The organism is Bacillus sp. JST-5 (assembly GCF_057747715.1).
Genome location: NZ_JBYLHW010000037.1, coordinates 1 through 17,307, shown reverse-complemented (window position 1 = coordinate 17,307; position 17,307 = coordinate 1). Strand labels below are relative to the sequence as shown.

General features: G+C 34.6%; 17 protein-coding genes and 1 riboswitch. Of the genes, 2 read left to right on the top strand and 15 right to left on the bottom strand.

The annotated features are described in order from the left end of the window. Positions 1-20 precede the first annotated feature (20 nt). Entirely contained in the window at positions 21-1,760 is a 1,740-nt protein-coding gene (locus AC3ASS_RS08935; protein ID WP_488283183.1) for an adenine deaminase C-terminal domain-containing protein, read from the bottom strand. A 121-nt stretch (positions 1,761-1,881) separates the two neighbouring features. Between AC3ASS_RS08935 and AC3ASS_RS08930 the strand changes: the two genes are divergently transcribed. Both AC3ASS_RS08930 and AC3ASS_RS08925 read left to right on the top strand, forming a co-directional pair. Beyond that, on the top strand, positions 1,882-2,202 hold the full coding sequence (locus tag AC3ASS_RS08930) for a YgaP family membrane protein (protein WP_488283182.1): 321 nt from the start codon (positions 1,882-1,884) through the stop codon (positions 2,200-2,202). 71 nt (positions 2,203-2,273) lie between these two features. Next, positions 2,274-2,396 carry an EYxxD motif small membrane protein gene (locus AC3ASS_RS08925; RefSeq protein WP_488283181.1) on the top strand — a complete coding sequence of 41 codons (123 nt, stop codon included), beginning with the start codon at positions 2,274-2,276 and terminating at the stop codon, positions 2,394-2,396. Positions 2,397-2,398: 2 nt separating this feature from the next. On the opposite strand, the gene purD is transcribed toward AC3ASS_RS08925, so the two are convergent. The 14 genes from purD to AC3ASS_RS08855 all read right to left on the bottom strand — a co-directional run bounded on the left by purD (position 2,399) and on the right by AC3ASS_RS08855 (position 16,147). Further along, positions 2,399-3,655 carry a phosphoribosylamine--glycine ligase gene (gene purD, locus AC3ASS_RS08920; RefSeq protein WP_488283180.1) on the bottom strand — a complete coding sequence of 419 codons (1,257 nt, stop codon included), beginning with the start codon at positions 3,653-3,655 and terminating at the stop codon, positions 2,399-2,401. 20 nt (positions 3,656-3,675) lie between these two features. Beyond that, positions 3,676-5,214, bottom strand: a complete 1,539-nt coding sequence (gene purH / locus AC3ASS_RS08915) for a bifunctional phosphoribosylaminoimidazolecarboxamide formyltransferase/IMP cyclohydrolase (RefSeq protein WP_488283179.1) — start codon at positions 5,212-5,214, stop codon at positions 3,676-3,678. Beyond that, on the bottom strand, positions 5,189-5,794 hold the full coding sequence (gene purN, locus AC3ASS_RS08910; protein ID WP_488283178.1) for a phosphoribosylglycinamide formyltransferase: 606 nt from the start codon (positions 5,792-5,794) through the stop codon (positions 5,189-5,191). Before purN ends, purH begins: the two co-directional genes overlap by 26 nt. A gap of 24 nt (positions 5,795-5,818) precedes the next feature. Continuing rightward, positions 5,819-6,844: a phosphoribosylformylglycinamidine cyclo-ligase gene (gene purM / locus AC3ASS_RS08905; RefSeq protein ID WP_488283177.1), complete on the bottom strand. Its 1,026-nt coding sequence runs from the start codon at positions 6,842-6,844 to the stop codon at positions 5,819-5,821. A 19-nt stretch (positions 6,845-6,863) separates the two neighbouring features. Further along, positions 6,864-8,258 carry an amidophosphoribosyltransferase gene (gene purF / locus AC3ASS_RS08900; protein WP_488283176.1) on the bottom strand — a complete coding sequence of 465 codons (1,395 nt, stop codon included), beginning with the start codon at positions 8,256-8,258 and terminating at the stop codon, positions 6,864-6,866. Then, positions 8,243-10,459 carry a phosphoribosylformylglycinamidine synthase subunit PurL gene (purL, locus tag AC3ASS_RS08895; RefSeq protein WP_488283175.1) on the bottom strand — a complete coding sequence of 739 codons (2,217 nt, stop codon included), beginning with the start codon at positions 10,457-10,459 and terminating at the stop codon, positions 8,243-8,245. Before purL ends, purF begins: the two co-directional genes overlap by 16 nt. After that, positions 10,443-11,129, bottom strand: a complete 687-nt coding sequence (purQ, locus tag AC3ASS_RS08890; RefSeq protein WP_488283174.1) for a phosphoribosylformylglycinamidine synthase subunit PurQ — start codon at positions 11,127-11,129, stop codon at positions 10,443-10,445. Before purQ ends, purL begins: the two co-directional genes overlap by 17 nt. Beyond that, positions 11,126-11,380, bottom strand: a complete 255-nt coding sequence (purS, locus tag AC3ASS_RS08885) for a phosphoribosylformylglycinamidine synthase subunit PurS (protein WP_488283173.1) — start codon at positions 11,378-11,380, stop codon at positions 11,126-11,128. Before purS ends, purQ begins: the two co-directional genes overlap by 4 nt. Continuing rightward, positions 11,373-12,095 carry a phosphoribosylaminoimidazolesuccinocarboxamide synthase gene (purC, locus tag AC3ASS_RS08880; protein WP_488283172.1) on the bottom strand — a complete coding sequence of 241 codons (723 nt, stop codon included), beginning with the start codon at positions 12,093-12,095 and terminating at the stop codon, positions 11,373-11,375. The genes purS and purC overlap by 8 nt, the downstream gene beginning before the upstream one ends. 64 nt (positions 12,096-12,159) lie before the next feature. After that, a complete protein-coding gene (purB, locus tag AC3ASS_RS08875) occupies positions 12,160-13,455 on the bottom strand; it encodes an adenylosuccinate lyase (RefSeq protein WP_488283171.1) in 1,296 nt (431 codons plus the stop codon). 35 nt (positions 13,456-13,490) lie between these two features. After that, a complete protein-coding gene (gene purK, locus AC3ASS_RS08870) occupies positions 13,491-14,609 on the bottom strand; it encodes a 5-(carboxyamino)imidazole ribonucleotide synthase (protein ID WP_488283170.1) in 1,119 nt (372 codons plus the stop codon). Further along, positions 14,602-15,090: a 5-(carboxyamino)imidazole ribonucleotide mutase gene (gene purE, locus AC3ASS_RS08865; protein WP_488283169.1), complete on the bottom strand. Its 489-nt coding sequence runs from the start codon at positions 15,088-15,090 to the stop codon at positions 14,602-14,604. Before purE ends, purK begins: the two co-directional genes overlap by 8 nt. 130 nt (positions 15,091-15,220) lie before the next feature. Beyond that, positions 15,221-15,322: riboswitch (purine riboswitch) on the bottom strand. Between the two features lie 88 nt (positions 15,323-15,410). Further along, on the bottom strand, positions 15,411-15,608 hold the full coding sequence (locus tag AC3ASS_RS08860) for an NETI motif-containing protein (RefSeq protein WP_488283168.1): 198 nt from the start codon (positions 15,606-15,608) through the stop codon (positions 15,411-15,413). Further along, complete coding sequence (locus AC3ASS_RS08855) at positions 15,605-16,147, bottom strand: DUF2179 domain-containing protein (protein WP_488283167.1); 543 nt, start codon at positions 16,145-16,147, stop codon at positions 15,605-15,607. Before AC3ASS_RS08855 ends, AC3ASS_RS08860 begins: the two co-directional genes overlap by 4 nt. Positions 16,148-17,307 lie beyond the last annotated feature (1,160 nt).

Here is a 17,307-nt window from a genome sequence, read left to right as displayed (position 1 = left end):
TTCATTTACCTTTAATTATTTTATCGCATCACAGATGGAAAGAGTACCATTTTGTTCATGACATCATACATTCCTCTTTGAGTAATCCGAACATATGGTAAATGTGTCGAGGAAAAGAATAATAATGTATATATTGGATCCGCAAATTGGTATCCACGATTTGTTAGTAATAATTTTAATTTCTTTTCTTTTTCCATAATCCATTCCAATGCCTGATCGGAAGCCTTTCCTGCCAGTGTTAATGGAATTTCATGCAATACTTTGTTTTTTTCAGTTAGAACAATGCCCCCTCCAATTTCTTTTAAGCGATTAAACGCATGTACGATATCACTCTTTCTTTTTCCAATTAAAATGATATCTCCAGTATTTGAAAAAGAAGATGCGAAACCACCTACATTAGCAAAACCTTTTAATAAGGTATTTATTCTCCATTTACCGTTACGATCGATTAACATAAAGAAACATTCATCATTCATTTCATTTAATTCATCACCTGATGCATCAATCGTAATCGAATAAGGTTTTGTAATAACAGCATTTTCCATTTTAATACCTACTGGCATAGAAAACTGAAGGTCGTCATTAGTTATATTCCAATTGATTTTTAGTGGTTCAAAACCTAAAGTTTTCCAAGAGATGCTTGGGAACCCATTCAAATTTTCATTATCTTTTTTTAGCCATTTTCCTTTTGATAATACTGATGTAGGAGTTGGTTCATCTATAGAAGAAAGAAAATTAATATTCGCAATTCGGCCAGTAGCAATGTTCCCAACAAGTTGTTCTAAATGATAATATCGTGCAATGTTGTAAGTTGCCATATGGTATGCATCAATTGGAGAAACTCCTTTTTGAATAGCTATTTTGATTAAATGGTCCGTTACCCCTTTTTCGTAAAATGATGAAGGGGAACCGTCTGTCGTTAGCATGCAATGGTCAAAACAATCGATACCTTCATCTAACATCTGTTTAATAATAACTGGAAGATCAGGTCGAATGGAAGAATATCTTAACGAAACATAATATCCTTGCATTAATCTACGTTTAACTTCTTCACCAGTCATGGATTCATGGTCACAGCTAGCACCTAGTAACATTAACTTAGCTAATGTTTTTTCTGATGCACCCGGAAAGTGCCCTTCTATTGGCTTACCTTGCCTTTTTGCCTCTTGCATCCAATAAAGCATGAAGTCGTCCCCTGACAAAAGTTTTGGCCACCCAGTTAATTCCCCGCCTTGAATGACATAATGTTGATCCAACCACTCTTTTATGGAACGGTGGGAAAATACAGTTTCTTCTTCTAATAATTCAGTTTGTGAATCAAATCTGCACCACCAATATGTAGTAACAGGGAGATGATTTATCTCTTGTATAAATGAAAACGCTTTCTTATTATCTAACAATAAATTGAGCATTAAGTTGTCATTGATAAATGTCGTTGTTCCAAACTGTGATGCATAACTAGAAAAAGAATGGGGATTATATAATTGAAAAGGGTGGGCATGTGGTTCTATATAGCCCGGAACAAGGAACTGGCCTTCACAATCAATTATTTCACAATTGTCTACACAATCCGGCATTTTTTCACCAACATAGACAATTCTATCTTTGTATATCCAAATATTTGCTTTCATCCAACGTCGAAATACTGAATTTAAGTAAGTAGCATTCGTTAATAATAATGTTGGTGATTTCTTTCCATCTAAAACTGACACATGATCTCTCAATTCTATTAATTTCCAACGATAACATTGTTCCGGCATCTGCCACACCTCCTTAAAATTTAAAAATATTTATTTTTTATACTAACATATTTTACATTTTAAAGCATTAAAGAATCGATTAAATGTTATGAATATTTTTTTACAATTGGGGGAATATTCTATGAAAGTTATGCCGAATATTGGAATTTTTAACGCATTGATACGAATTACATGTGGTTTAACCATTGTTTCTTACTTTACGTCTAAACTCATTAGACGACCTTGGAACAATTCTTATATTATTATGATCCTTTTAGGTGCAATGAAAGTTGCTGAGGGTATCGTACGCTATTGTCCTGTCACAGCATTATTTCAAGAGGGTCAGGAAAAGTTAGGAAATATCAATATCAAAGATTTAGGATTAGGAAATAAATCAATTAAAGATTTTATGGATACATTTACTAACAACAACAAATTAGAGGATTCTGTAAAAAATAATTAAATGAATTTAGGGAAATTTATCTCCCGTTGAAGATAAATTTCCCTTTTCAAAAGTTGAGGAGCTGAATAAAAATGTATTTTGAATATTTGACCGATATGTCGTTTGTTTTAATCATGATTATCGGAAGTATTGTCGCAATATTTTATGCTTTTATGAAACGTTCGAAAAGAAAACAGTCTAGAAAATATAGATAAACTTACTGATTGAAAAGAGCAATATCTGTCCGATAAAATAAACCTTCCGAAATAACTTTTTCGAGTTCTTGATAGGCAGATTTTCTTGCCTCTTCAATCGTAGATCCTTTACTTCCTATGAATAAAACTCTTCCCCCAGCAGTAATCCATTCCCCATGTTCATTTTTTTTCGTTCCTGCATGATAAATATAAGATTGCTTAGATAAATTTTGAAGCCCGTCAATGGTTTGATTAATGATTGGCTGATTAGGATAACCTTTGGCTGCTAAAACCACCCCAACCATTGCTTCGTCATCCCACTCGATTTCCATATCATTTTTCTTTATTACATTTAACAATACTTCCACAAGATCACTTTTCATTCTAGGTAAGACAACTTGTGTTTCCGGGTCTCCAAAACGAGCATTGAATTCAATGACTTTAGGACCATTAATTGTTGAAATTAGACCAGCATATAAAACTCCAGTAAATGGACGATTTTCAAGCACCATTGCTTTGGCTATCGGTTTTACAATGTTTTCAATGGATTCATCAATAACTTTTTGATCAATGAATGGTACCGGTGAAAATGATCCCATTCCTCCTGTATTCGGTCCAACATTTCCATCAAACGCGCGCTTATAGTCTTGGGCGATTTGTAGTGGATATACATGTTCTCCACTCACAAACGCCATTAAAGAAAATTCCTGTCCTTCTAAATACTCTTCAATGACAATTTTGTTAGCAGCCGAACCAAATCGATGGTCTAACATCATATTTCTTAAAGCCTCTTCCGCTTCATACAATGTCATTGCAACTGTTACTCCTTTTCCTGCTGCAAGCCCATCTGCTTTAATTACTATTGGGGCACCTTTTTCTTTAATATACTGGAGTGCTTCTTCGTAATTATCAAACGAGTCAAAATTTGCCGTTGGAATGTTATATTTTTTCATTAAGTTTTTAGCGAAAGATTTACTACCTTCTATGATAGCCGCATTTTTCTTTGGTCCAAAAATTAATAGATCATGTTCCAAAAAAACATCTACAATGCCGCTCATTAATGGCCCCTCAGGACCAACGATTGTTAGTTCAATTTTATTTTCCTTTGCAAATTGGACAAGGGATAAATGGTCTTCTTCACTAATGGGGACTATCGTTGCTACATCAGTCATACCATCATTGCCAGGTGCCACAAACACTTGCTGGACAAGTTTACTTTCTTTTAATTTTTTACAAATGGCATGTTCACGCCCGCCTTTTCCAATTACAAGAACATTCATTCCTTCCCCCTACTTTCACATCAATGTTTAAAATGCCGTACACCTGTAAATACCATGGCAATGTTGTATTCATTTGCCTTTTTAATCGAATCTTCATCACGAATAGAACCACCAGGTTGAATAATAGCTGTTACACCAGCTTTAGCCGCAGCTTCTACTGTATCATCCATTGGGAAAAAGGCATCAGAAGCTAATACAGAGCCGACCGATTTTTCACCTGCTTGTTTTATAGCTATTTTTGCAGCACCAACTCTGTTCATTTGCCCTGCTCCTACCCCAATAGTCATATTATCTTTCGCCAAAACAATTGCATTGGATTTGACATGTTTGACAACTTTCCATGCAAATTTTAATGCATCCCATTCTTCTTCCGTTGGTTTTCGGTTTGTTGGAATAGAAATATTCGCCTCTTCAATTCCCCAGTCATCCATATCTTGGACAAGAAGTCCACCTTCAACAGACTGATATACCTTTTCTTTTTTCATTTCCTTTTCAAAAGGAATCGTCAATAAACGAATATTTTTCTTTCTGGTTAGTATCTGGAAGGCTTCCTCACTAAACGAAGGAGCTATGATAATCTCGAGGAAAATCTCATTTAATTTAATAGCCGTTTGTTCATCTACTTCACGATTAAATGCGACTATTCCACCAAATATTGATATTGGATCCGCCTCAAATGCTTTCATAAAGGCTTGATCAATTGTATCTCCAATCCCAACTCCACAAGGATTTGTATGTTTAACCGCACATGCTGCTGGCTCATCAAATTCTTTTACAATTTGAATAGCGGCATCCGCATCCTTTATATTGTTATAAGAAAGTTCTTTTCCATGAAGTTGATTTGCTTTAGCAATAGAAAAAGTTGATCCAAGTGGATTTTCATAAAACGCAGCCTTCTGATGAGGATTTTCTCCATAACGAAGCGTCTGTTTTAATTGGTATGTAACCGTTAATTTTTCAGGTGCTTCTTCTTTTACTTGCTCTGTTAAATATTGAGAAATCAATGCATCATAAGCTGCTGTATGACGAAACACTTTTGCCGCTAACTTTTTCCTAGTTTCTATTTTTGTTTGATTTAACTCTTTTAATTCTGAGAGTACTAAATCATAATCAGCTGGATCTACAACCACTGTTATATATTCGTGATTTTTGGCAGAAGCCCGTAACATCGTTGGTCCACCGATATCTATATTTTCAATGGCATCCATAAAGGTTGACTCTTTCTTTTCAATCGTTTCTTGAAATGGGTATAAATTAACACACACAAGCTGAATAGGCTCAATCAAATGATTTTTTAACTGTTCAATATGTTTTTCATTGTCATATTTCGCCAATAATGCCCCGTGTATTTTGGGATGTAGGGTTTTTACACGCCCCTCTAATATTTCTGGAAATCCTGTAACATCGCTAATGGCTGTTACGGGAATACCATTTTCTTGTAAAAGAGCTTTTGTTCCACCCGTTGAAATAATTTCAAACCCAAGATTAACTAATTCTTGTGCAAAAGGGAGAATATTTTCTTTATTTGAAACACTAATGATTGCACGTTTTTTTTGCATGATTCTCCTCCTGATGGTTGTTTAACAATTTTCTTAATACGTTAGGGTATAGCTCATGTTCAACACGTTTTATCTTATCTAAAACCATTGGCTTCGTATCACTCTTTGCAATTGGAATTACTCGTTGTTCAATAATAGGACCCGTATCCATTCCTTCATCGACATAATGAATGGTAACTCCTGTTTCCGATACACCCGCTTCTAATGCTTGCTCTACTGCATTCTTTCCCGGGAACAAAGGTAATAAGGATGGATGGATATTGACAATTTTTCCTTCAAACGGTTTTAATAAGGTTTTGCCTATTAACCTCATATAGCCCGCTAAAACAATAAATTCAACCTCTTGTTTCTGCAATTGATGTAAAATATCTTTTTCATATTCAGCTTTTGATGTATAGTCTTTAGAAGAAAATACAAAAATCGGTATTTTTTCGTTTTTCGCCCGTTCCAACACAAACGCATTTGGATTATCACAAACGAGTAAACGTATATTTGCATTAAGCAATCCATTTTTAACTGAATCAACAATTGATTGGAAATTAGTTCCGCTTCCAGATGCAAATATTGCTATGTTCTTCATCGCTCTCTCCTAAATTGATTCATTTTATTTAATGGTGACTCCTGAGCCTTTCGTTACAAATCCAATAATTCTAGGGTTTTCATTTTTTTCTTTTAACAACTGTACTACCTTATCACAATCTTCTTTTGCAACCATCAGTACAAGTCCAATACCCATGTTAAAAACGCTATATAAATCTTCTTCTTGCAACGAACCTAACTTTTTCAAAAAATGGAAGATCGGTTGAATTTCCCAAGATCCTGTTTGAATAACAGCACTAAAACCTTTTGGCAGGCTTCTCGGAATATTTTCATAAAATCCTCCACCAGTGATATGTGCCATACTTTTAATTTTTGCATTAGCTAAAACATGCAAAATGGATTCCACATAGATTTTCGTTGGTTTTAACAGTTCTTCTCCAATTGAACAAGCAAAATCTTCTACATAAGTATCAACAGATAATCTTGCATCTGAAAAAAGAATTTTTCTTACTAAAGAATATCCGTTACTGTGAATACCGCTAGATGGTAACCCTATTAATACATCACCTTCGGCAATTTCTTTTCCATCTATTAAATTTGATTTTTCACATGCGCCAACTACAAATCCTGCAATATCATATTCATTTTCCTTGTACATCCCAGGCATTTCAGCTGTTTCTCCGCCAACAATAGCACAGCCAGCTTGTTTACAACCATCTGCTATTCCTTTAACAATTGCTTCAATTATTTCTGGATCTGATTTTCCACAAGCAATATAGTCTAAAAAGAATAATGGTTCCGCACCTTGAACTAAAATATCATTGACGCACATTGCAACTGCATCAATTCCAATCGTATCGTGTTTATTCATCATTTGGGCAACTAATAACTTTGTCCCAACACCATCTGTCCCCGTCACAAGTACCGGCTCTTTATAAGATAAAGCTGTTAAATCAAATAAACCGCCAAAACCGCCCAGTGAGCCTATAACACCTAGTCTTTTCGTTTTTTCGACATGCTTCTTTATTTTTGATACTGCTTCATATCCAGCTTCGATATCAACACCGGCATTTTTATATGCTTTGCTCATTTTAGAAGCTCCTCCAATATTAACATTTTTGAGTGAGTTTTATTTTTGGAAATACTTCTGTAGGATAATGCCCCGTAAAACAAGCTAAACATTGTCCTGTTTCTTTTCCAATTGCTTTTAATAACCCTTGAACACTTAAAAAGTGTAGTGAATCACAACCAATCAATTCTTTCATTTCCTCAATGGAATGATTGTAGGCTATTAATTCTTCATTAGTTGGTGTATCAATTCCGTAGAAACAAGGATGCTTGATCGGCGGAGCACTAATCATCACATGAACTTCTTTTGCTCCGGCTTCTTTTAGTAATGAAACTATTCTACGGCTAGTTGTTCCACGCACGATTGAATCATCAACCATAACGACACGTTTTCCTTCAACCACACCTCTTACTGGTGATAGTTTCATTTTTACTCCTTGTTCTCTAAGAGCTTGAGAAGGTTGTATAAATGTTCTTCCTACATAACGATTTTTGATTAATCCCATTTCATATGGTATTCCCGTAGCTTCAGCATAACCAATAGCCGCAGATATGCTTGAATCAGGTACACCGGTAACGACGTCTGCATCAATCGGTGCTTCGCGTGCTAATTCACGCCCTAAATTTTTTCTAGCTGTATGAACATTGATTCCTTGAATATTACTATCTGGCCTTGAAAAATAAACATATTCCATTGAGCATATAGCTTTTGTCGTATGGTAGGAGAAAATTTCTGATTGAACACCTTCATGATTGATCACTAACATTTCTCCTGGCTCTACATCACGAATGTACTCAGCACCAATAATATCAAAAGCACATGTTTCAGATGCAACCACATACGCATCATTCAATTTCCCAAGCGCTAACGGTCTTAGCCCATTAGGGTCGAGAGCTACTAGCATCTCTTTTTCCGTTAAGATAACAAATGCATATCCTCCCTTTAACATAGGAAGTGAATTTTTTAATGATTCTCTTACGGTTAAATATCCGCTTCTTTTCATAAGGTGGGCTAGTACTTCTGTGTCGGAAGTTGTTTGAAAGATGCTCCCTTGATTTTCTAGTTGAAACTTTAACATAGAAGCGTTAATTAAATTTCCATTGTGACTTAATGCTAAACTGCCATTTTGCGAACGAAAGAGAAGTGGCTGCACATTATCGTATCCTCCGCCTCCTGCAGTAGCATAACGAACATGTCCAATAGCCGCATTGCCTTTGAGCTGACTTATCTTTTCCTCTGTGAAAACTTCTGTAACAAGTCCTTCCCCTTTAACTCCATATAGCGAATCTCCGTTAGAAACAACAATTCCCGCTCCTTCTTGCCCACGGTGCTGAAGACTGTGTAAACCATAGTAAGTGATTTTTGCCGCGTCTGGATGCCCCCATATTCCAAAGACTCCACATTCTTCATTTAAGCCTTTTAATTCAGCAAGCATTGGATCGCCCCTCTCCACGCTTGTTCTAGTTGTGATAGATTAGAAGATACAATGGTTTTACCTTCATGATTTTTAATAACTAGTTCACTTGTATCCGTAACCTTACCAATACACTTTGCACTAACTAACTGTTCGAACATTTCTTTATGTTCTTCTTTAACAGAAATAAGAAATCTTGATTGCGTTTCACTAAATAGTTCAACAACCTCATTGCCATTTATCGTAACTTCTGCACCAAGTCCTGTTCCAAATAAACTTTCACATAATGCAACTGCAAAGCCACCTTCACTAATATCATGCGCCGATGCAACATAACCATTTAGAATTGCTTTTAATATTTGAGCTTGGCGATTTACCTCAACTTCTAAATCTATTGATGGTGATTTTCCAAATATTTTTCCAAACAATAGCTTTTGGAGTTCGCTTCCTCCAAACTCGTTTTTCGCTTCACCCAATACATATATGAGATCTCCAGCTTTTTTAAAGTATTGTGTTGTTATATGTTGAACATCTTCAATTAATCCAACCATTCCAACAACTGGAGTTGGGTAAACAGCTATTCCATTGGTTTCATTGTATAAAGAAACATTCCCTCCAATGACAGGTGTTTGAAGAGCTTTACATGCTTCGCTCATCCCATCAATCGCTTTTTCCATTTGCCAGAAAATCTCAGGTTTCTCTGGGCTTCCAAAATTGAGACAATCAGTTAAGGCTAGTGGTTTTGCTCCAGAACAGATGATATTTCTAGCCGCTTCTGCCACCGCAATTTTCCCACCTGTTTCAGGGTCTAAATATAAATATCGGGCATTACAATCAGTAGTCATTGCTAATGCTTTATTAGTTCCACGAATCCTTATTACAGCCGCATCAGATCCTGGTGCAATGACTGTATTAGTACGAACCATATAATCATATTGTTCATACACCCATTCTTTACTAGCAATCGTTGGTTGAGAGAGAAGTTTCATTAATGTTTCCTCATAGTTTTCAACGGTAGGTATTTCTAAATCCATTTGTTGAAATTCTTTATAGTATTCAGGTGTTTTTGATGGTTTATGGTAGACGGGTGCCTCTTTTACTAAGGCATCCACAGGTATCTCAGCAACAATCTTACCTTTATGAATAAGTCTTAATTTTTTATCATCCGTCACTTTACCAATAGGAACAGCATCTAATCCATAGCGATGGAAAATGTCCATTATTTCTTTTTCTCTTCCGTTTTCGATGACTAGTAACATTCTTTCTTGCGATTCAGACAACATCATTTCATAAGGGGTCATTCCTTGTTCACGCTGAGGGACTAAATCTAAGTTCATTTCAATTCCCATTCCGGCTTTGCTCGCCATTTCTGATGAAGAACTTGTTAGACCTGCTGCTCCCATATCTTGAATACCAATTAATGCATCGGATTGAATCGCTTCTAAGCATGCTTCCATTAACAGTTTTTCCATGAAGGGGTCTCCAACCTGTACTGCAGGGCGCTTTTCATCAGAATCATCTGATAATTCTTCCGAGGCAAACGTAGCTCCATGAATCCCATCACGGCCTGTTTTTGCACCAACATACATGACTGTATTTCCTTTTCCTTTTGCTAAACCTTTTTTAATATCTTCGTGATTAATTAATCCGACACACATTGCATTGACTAAGGGGTTCCCTTCATAAGAAGAATCAAATTGTATTTCTCCCCCAACAGTTGGAATTCCAATACAATTACCATATCCAGCTATTCCAGCAACAACTTCTTTAAAAAGGTATTTTACACGTGAATTTTCTAATTCTCCGAATCTCAATGAATTTAATAAAGCAATTGGTCTTGCCCCCATTGAAAAAACATCACGAATGATTCCTCCAACTCCAGTAGCTGCACCTTGATAAGGTTCTATAGCCGAAGGATGGTTATGACTTTCAATCTTGAATACGACCGCTTGCCCATCTCCAATATCAACGATTCCTGCTCCTTCTCCGGGACCTTGAAGGACATATTTACCTTTAGTAGGGAATTTTTTTAATAGTGGTTTAGAATTTTTATAACTGCAATGTTCAGACCACATGACAGAGAAGATTCCAGTCTCTGTATAGTTTGGAAGTCTCCCTAATAATTTTTCTACTAATGAAAATTCTTCATCCGTTAACCCCATATCTTGATAAATTTTTTTATCTTTTATATCATTTGGAGTAGGCTCAATAATTAATGACATATTTTTCCCTCCATTGATTGACGATGGATTGAAATAATCTGATCCCATCTTGATTTCCGAGAAGATCTTCAACTGCTCGTTCAGGATGTGGCATCATTCCTAATACATTGCCCGTTTTATTGATAATTCCAGCTATATTTTCAACACTTCCATTAGGGTTTTCGTTTGCATAAGTAAACACAATTTGGTTATTTTGTTTTAATTGATGGAGTGTTTCCGAATCACAATAATAATTACCTTCACCATGAGCAATAGGTATTTGAATAATTTCTCCTTTAGAGTAACAGTTAGTAAACATTGTGTTGTTATTCATTACTTTCAGTTGGACATTTTTACAAACAAATTTCAAATGATTGTTTTTTCTCATCGCCCCTGGTAGCAACCCTGCTTCGAGCAAAATTTGGAAGCCGTTACAAACACCTAATACCGGTTTCCCTTCAGAAGCTATTCTCACTACTTCTTTCATTACAGGGCTAAAGCGAGCAATGGCTCCCGATCGTAAATAATCTCCATAAGAAAATCCTCCCGGAAGTAAAACTGCATCATATCCTGATAAGTCTTCACAATTGTGATGGACGTATTCAACATCTTCATATAAAACATCTTTTATGGCGTGATACATATCCACGTCACAATTCGATCCGGGAAAAACAATGACGGCAAACTTCACGATTGAACACACTCCTCTATTTCATAACGATAGTCTTCAATTACTGTATTGGCTAACAAACGTTTGCACATATCGTGAATCATTTCGTGAATGTCTTTATCACTTTTACTAATGAATAGTTCCATATATTTTCCTACCCGGATATCTTCAACTTCTGTAAATGCTAAACTATGAAGCGATTTTTTTACCGCTGTCCCTTGTGGATCTAATACGGAGTCTTTTAACGTAATAAAAACTTTCACTTTATACATGAAGGTCTTCCCCTTTCATTCGTGATAGGATATTTTGATAGGCTTCTGTTAAACTGCCAAGATTACGGCGAAAAACATCTTTATCTAGTTTTTTCTTCGTGTTCATATCCCATAATCTACAAGTATCTGGAGATATTTCATCAGCTAATAAAATTTCGCCGTCAACATCTTTTCCAAACTCTAATTTAAAATCGACAATATTCACATGGATCCCTTTAAAAAATTCAATTAATATATCATTAATTTTTAGTGCTATGTTTCTCAATTTCTCTAATTCTATTTCACTAATTAGATTTAATAGTTTGATATGTTCATTTGTTAATAACGGATCCCCTAAGTCATCATTTTTGTAATAAAATTCTACAAGAGGTTCCTTCATGTTTGTTCCTTCAGGCAATCCTACTCTTTTTGCTAAACTTCCCGCAACAATATTTCTCACAACGACTTCCAATGGAATAATCTCCACTTTCTTTACAAGTTGTTCCGTTGGGGATACCACTTTTATAAAATGGTTCGGGATGTTCTTTTCCGTTAGCAATTGTAAAATTTGGGAGGATATTCTATTGTTTAATTCTCCTTTCCCTTCGATTTCTTCTTTCTTTTGACCATTAAAAGCTGTGATTGAATTTTTGTATTGAATCAAAACGATGTTAGGGTCTTCCGTTAAGTATATTTTTTTCGCCTTACCTTCATATAAAAGGGATCCTTTCATCAACTGTATCCTCCTATGCTCCGTTTTGAAGATATGATTATTATAGGAAAGGCAAAAAGCACCTTTCCTATTCAAGTCCTAAACGTTTAAAAATAGTATCTACATGTTTTAAATGATAAGTATAGTCAAAACAGTCATCTATTTCTTCCTGCGTTAAATATTTTGTTATATGTTCATCTTTCTCAACCAGTTCCTTAAATGAAACTTGTTTTTCCCATGCTTCCATCGCTTTAGGCTGAACAGTATCATAAGCTTCTTCTCTTGTAAGTCCTTTATCGATTAATGCCAACAGTACCCTTTGTGAAAAAATAAGACCTAATGTACGATTCATATTTCGTTTCATATTTTCAGGAAAGACAGTTAAGTTTTTAATAATATTTCCCATTCGATTTAACATATAATTTAATGCAATCGTTGCATCAGGTAGTATGATTCTCTCAGCAGAAGAATGTGAAATATCTCTTTCATGCCAAAGCGGAACATTTTCATACGCCGTTAACATATACCCTCGAATAACTCTTGCCATCCCTGTCATGTTCTCTGAACCTATTGGATTTCTCTTATGAGGCATGGCTGAAGAACCTTTTTGACCTTTAGCAAAAAATTCTTCTACCTCACGAGTTTCACTTTTTTGTAGTCCACGGATTTCTACTGCAAATTTTTCAATAGATGTAGCTATCAGTGCTAACGTAGACATGTAATGAGCATGTCTATCTCGTTGTAATGTTTGAGTAGAAATAGGAGCCGGTTTTAAACCTAACTTTTCGCAAACGTATTTCTCTACAAAAGGATCTATATTTGCATATGTACCTACAGCACCGGATATTTTTCCAACTTGAACTGTTTCCGCTGCGAATCGAAAACGCTCTAAATTACGCTTCATTTCTTCATACCATAAGGCAAGTTTTAATCCAAAAGTTGTTGGTTCAGCGTGAACACCATGGGTTCTCCCCATCATGACGTCATATTTATGTTCTAAAGCTTTATTCTTCAATATTTCAATAAAGTTTTCTAAGTCTTTGAGCAATATTTCGTTCGCTTGTTTTAATAGATAAGATAAAGCAGTATCAACGACATCTGTCGAAGTAAGCCCGTAATGAACCCATTTTCTTTCTTCACCTAATGTTTCTGAAACCGCTCTAGTAAATGCAACAACATCATGACGAGTTTCTTCCTCAATTTCTTTGATTCGTTGAATATCAAAACTTGCATGTTTTCGAAGTTTCTCTACATCCTCTTTCGGTATTTCCCCAAGTTCTGACCATGCTTCACATGCTAAAATTTCTACTTCCAACCACGCCTTAAATTTATTTTTCTCAGACCAAATGTTTCCCATTTCTTCTCTAGTGTAACGTTCAATCATTTTATAACCTCCATTGTGTAAAGCTGTGATGAATTCTACCAAATCATTGTACTATATATTTCTTGAATGGCATCATTAACATCATTTTTTAGCAATGTTGCATGCCCCATTTTTCTTTTCTCTTTTACTTCTTTTTTTCCATATAAGTGAACATGCCAATCTTTTAACATTGGTAATTGCTTAATTACATCATTTACATGTTCACCTAATATATTTACCATTACCGCAGGCTTTAATATTTCTGTATTTCCTAAGGGCAGATTACAAATCGCTAAAATATGTTGATCAAACTGAGAAACTTCACAAGCTTCTATCGTGAAATGCCCTGAATTATGTGGTCTAGGAGCTAATTCATTTATAAGGACCTCATTATTTTCTGTAACAAACATTTCAATGGCAAAAGTGCCTACAAACTTTCCTTTTTCCGCCAATGTTAATGCCATATGTTTTGCCTTTTCTTCAATGACAGAATTTATTCTTGCTGGAGCAATCGTAAGATGTAAAATATTGTGTTTGTGAATGTTTTCTGCAATCGGGAAAATTTTTACTTCTCCATTAACACTACGGGTAATAATGACAGATATTTCTTTCTCAAAATGAACAAATTTTTCTAAAATACAATCCCCATTCTTTAATAGTTTCTTTGCCTCATGAATTTCACTTTCATTTTGAATGACATATTGTCCTTTTCCGTCATACCCACCTATCGCTGTTTTAAGTATGGAAGGTAATCCTAATATGCTTATAGCATTCAATAAATCATATTCATTTTGAATGATTTGATAGGGGGCGGTTTTTAAACCAGCTTGAGTAATTAATTCTTTTTCCAATATTCGATTTTGTGTTCGTTTAATAATTTCTGCTCCTTGTGGTATATATGCAATCTTGGTTAATTCCAATAAAGATTCATAATCAATATTTTCAAATTCATAAGTTATACAATCACTGATCGATGCTAATTTTTCTAATGCTCGTATATTATTAAACGGTGCAACAATTTCAACATCAGCTATTTGGGCACACGGAGAATTTTTAGAAGGATCAAGGACAGCAATCTTATATCCTCTTTTTTTTGCAGCAATTGCCATCATTCTTCCAAGTTGTCCTCCGCCAATAATTCCTATCGTTTGACCAGGTAAAATTGTTTTACACAAGTTCTTCACTACTTTCGATTACCATGTTTTTCGTTTCGATTCTTTTATTCATTAACTTTTGTGCAATAGAATCATCGTGTGTAGATAAAATTTGTACAGCAAAAAGTCCTGCGTTAATCGCTCCTGCTTTTCCAATAGCAACTGTTCCAACGGGGACACCTGCTGGCATTTGAACGATTGATAACAATGAATCTAATCCATTTAACGCTTTTGATTGAATAGGGACACCAATGACTGGCAACGTAGTTTTTGCAGCTACCATACCTGGTAGATGTGCAGCTCCTCCGGCTCCAGCAATAATTACTCGAATACCTCTTTTTCTTGCATTTTCAGCATATTTAAACATTTCATCCGGTGTTCTATGTGCTGAAACGACTAATTTTTCAAAAGGAATGTCATATTCCAAAAGAGTTTCACAACAGTATTTCATCGTTTCCCAATCCGACTTACTCCCCATAATTACTCCAACAATTGGATTCATCATTTCACCCCAAAATTTAGTGTTTTTTCCACAAAAATACCCAGAAAGATGCCTCTAAGAGAGAAAGCAATCTTTCTGGGTATGAGTATATAAGCCGACTAATAACAATAGACGGTTCTAATCATTTGACCAGCAGAGAACTTTCCCTCATAGTCCAATAATTTACGGTTATTGGGTAGAGACTTATGGGCCATATTCCCATGATTATATGAGGGGTTCATTCATTTAATTTTGATATCTTAAGCTTAACAACTATCTTTTTTTCTGTCAATAAAAAATCGAACATTTTATAAAAATGTACATATAATGTTCGTGTTTTTTTATTTTATGGATTTTCCTTCAAACTTTATAATACGATCTATTGCTACGTATTCTTTTTGTCCATCTTGATTCAAGATTTCTTTAAAAATCGGTTGTTCAATTCTTCTAATTGGAATAAATCCTTCTCTTTGCATCCGGATTAAACACTCATCAATGGATTCATTCTCTTGAACAAAAAACATTTTTTTCTTCGTCATTGTTCCAATTTCCCTTTTTTCACAGATTTCACCCAAAAACCTCCATAGATAGTTTTTGGTTCATAAGCAATGATAAATGCTTTAGGGTCTAATTCTTTAATCGTTTGATAAAGTTTAAGTTCATATTTCCTTGGTGTTAAGATTTGCAATGCCATTCGGTCTCCTTCAAGTCCATGAGCTTGCCAAGAGGTTACACCATATCCTTGAGAACGTAAATTTTTTGCCAACTCTCCATTATATTCTTTTGTAATAACATTAACAGTAATGTATCCTAAAGCTAATTTTTCTTCAATTTTCATTCCCATTAGTACGCCTAATCCATAACCGATAGCGTATGCAATGATATTTTGGATTTCATTCAGATTTTCTAAAACTAAACCTAGTCCAATGACGTAAATAACTACTTCTATCATACTTATTAGAGCAGCAATATATCTTTGTCCTTTTAATGTCAGTATCATTCGAATGGTAAAAAACGAGACATAAACAATATTAATTATTAAAATGATTGCAGCCACTATAAAGCCATTTTCTAGCACAAAATACCCCCTTTTCAAAAAATAATTTCATGAAAAATCATGACAAACTAGCTAGCATTCACTATTAGTATTTTTTACCCCTGATTATACTCATTAATCTTATAGTTTTTTATAGCTGACATTTTCCATATGGATACTTTACTGAAATTTTGCAACTTAGATTATGGCATAAAGGATGTAAACATATTAACATAATAATGTAGCAAAACCAAACTAACTCAATATAGGATTGGTTCGTTAAAGTGACCCAAAGTTAGACAAGTTAAATTTTTAGTTCCAAAACAAAACACACTTCATAATTGAAAAAGCCAGTGAAATTTTTCTTTTAAAATTTCAATGGCTTTGCATTTTATGTAACAAAATAAGGACAGTTCTGTTATATGCTTAAGTTTCCCAAACCAAAATATTGGGGTTACAATTTTTTTCTTTTTTGTTGCAAGTTAATAATGTTTAAGTTGCAAATTTATTTTCGAAGTATGCAACTGTACATTCAATCAGATATAGGATTGACACCAGCCAATCCTTCCTTATTGATGAAAAATGACCTCGAATGTTCAACTTGCGAATAAAACAATACGAATTGCAAATTTTATCGATCACTTGGTTAACAAATTCAATCTTAAACGCTCAACTTGCAAATAAAATCAACCTAGTTGCAAGATTTTTTAGCGACTTACAAGAAAATATTCGTGAGTTACAAATAATTTTTCGATAGTTACAAATTTTTCTTTAGAACTTGCAAATACGATGTTTTCTAGTTGCAAATAAATATTCAAAAGTTACAAAATCCCTTTATAAACTTACAAATTCGATGACCAGAGTTGTAAATATACATTCATTCGGTCAGGATTGGCACTCGCCAATCCTTTCTTTTTGTGAAAAAATCAACCTTGAATTTTCGACTTGCAAATAAATTAATATGAGTCGCAAGATTTTTTCGATTACTTGGTTAACAAATTCACTCTTGAACGTTCAACTTTCAAATAAAACCATCTAGTTGCAAGATTTTTGTCGACTTGCAAATTCATATTCAATAGTTATGAATAATTTTTCCTTAAACCCCAAAATTTAAAAATTAATAAAGAAAATAGAAAGAAGGAGAAATTGAGTGGTTCAATTTCTCCTTCTTCCTTACTTGAACTACTTTTGCTTGGCAACGT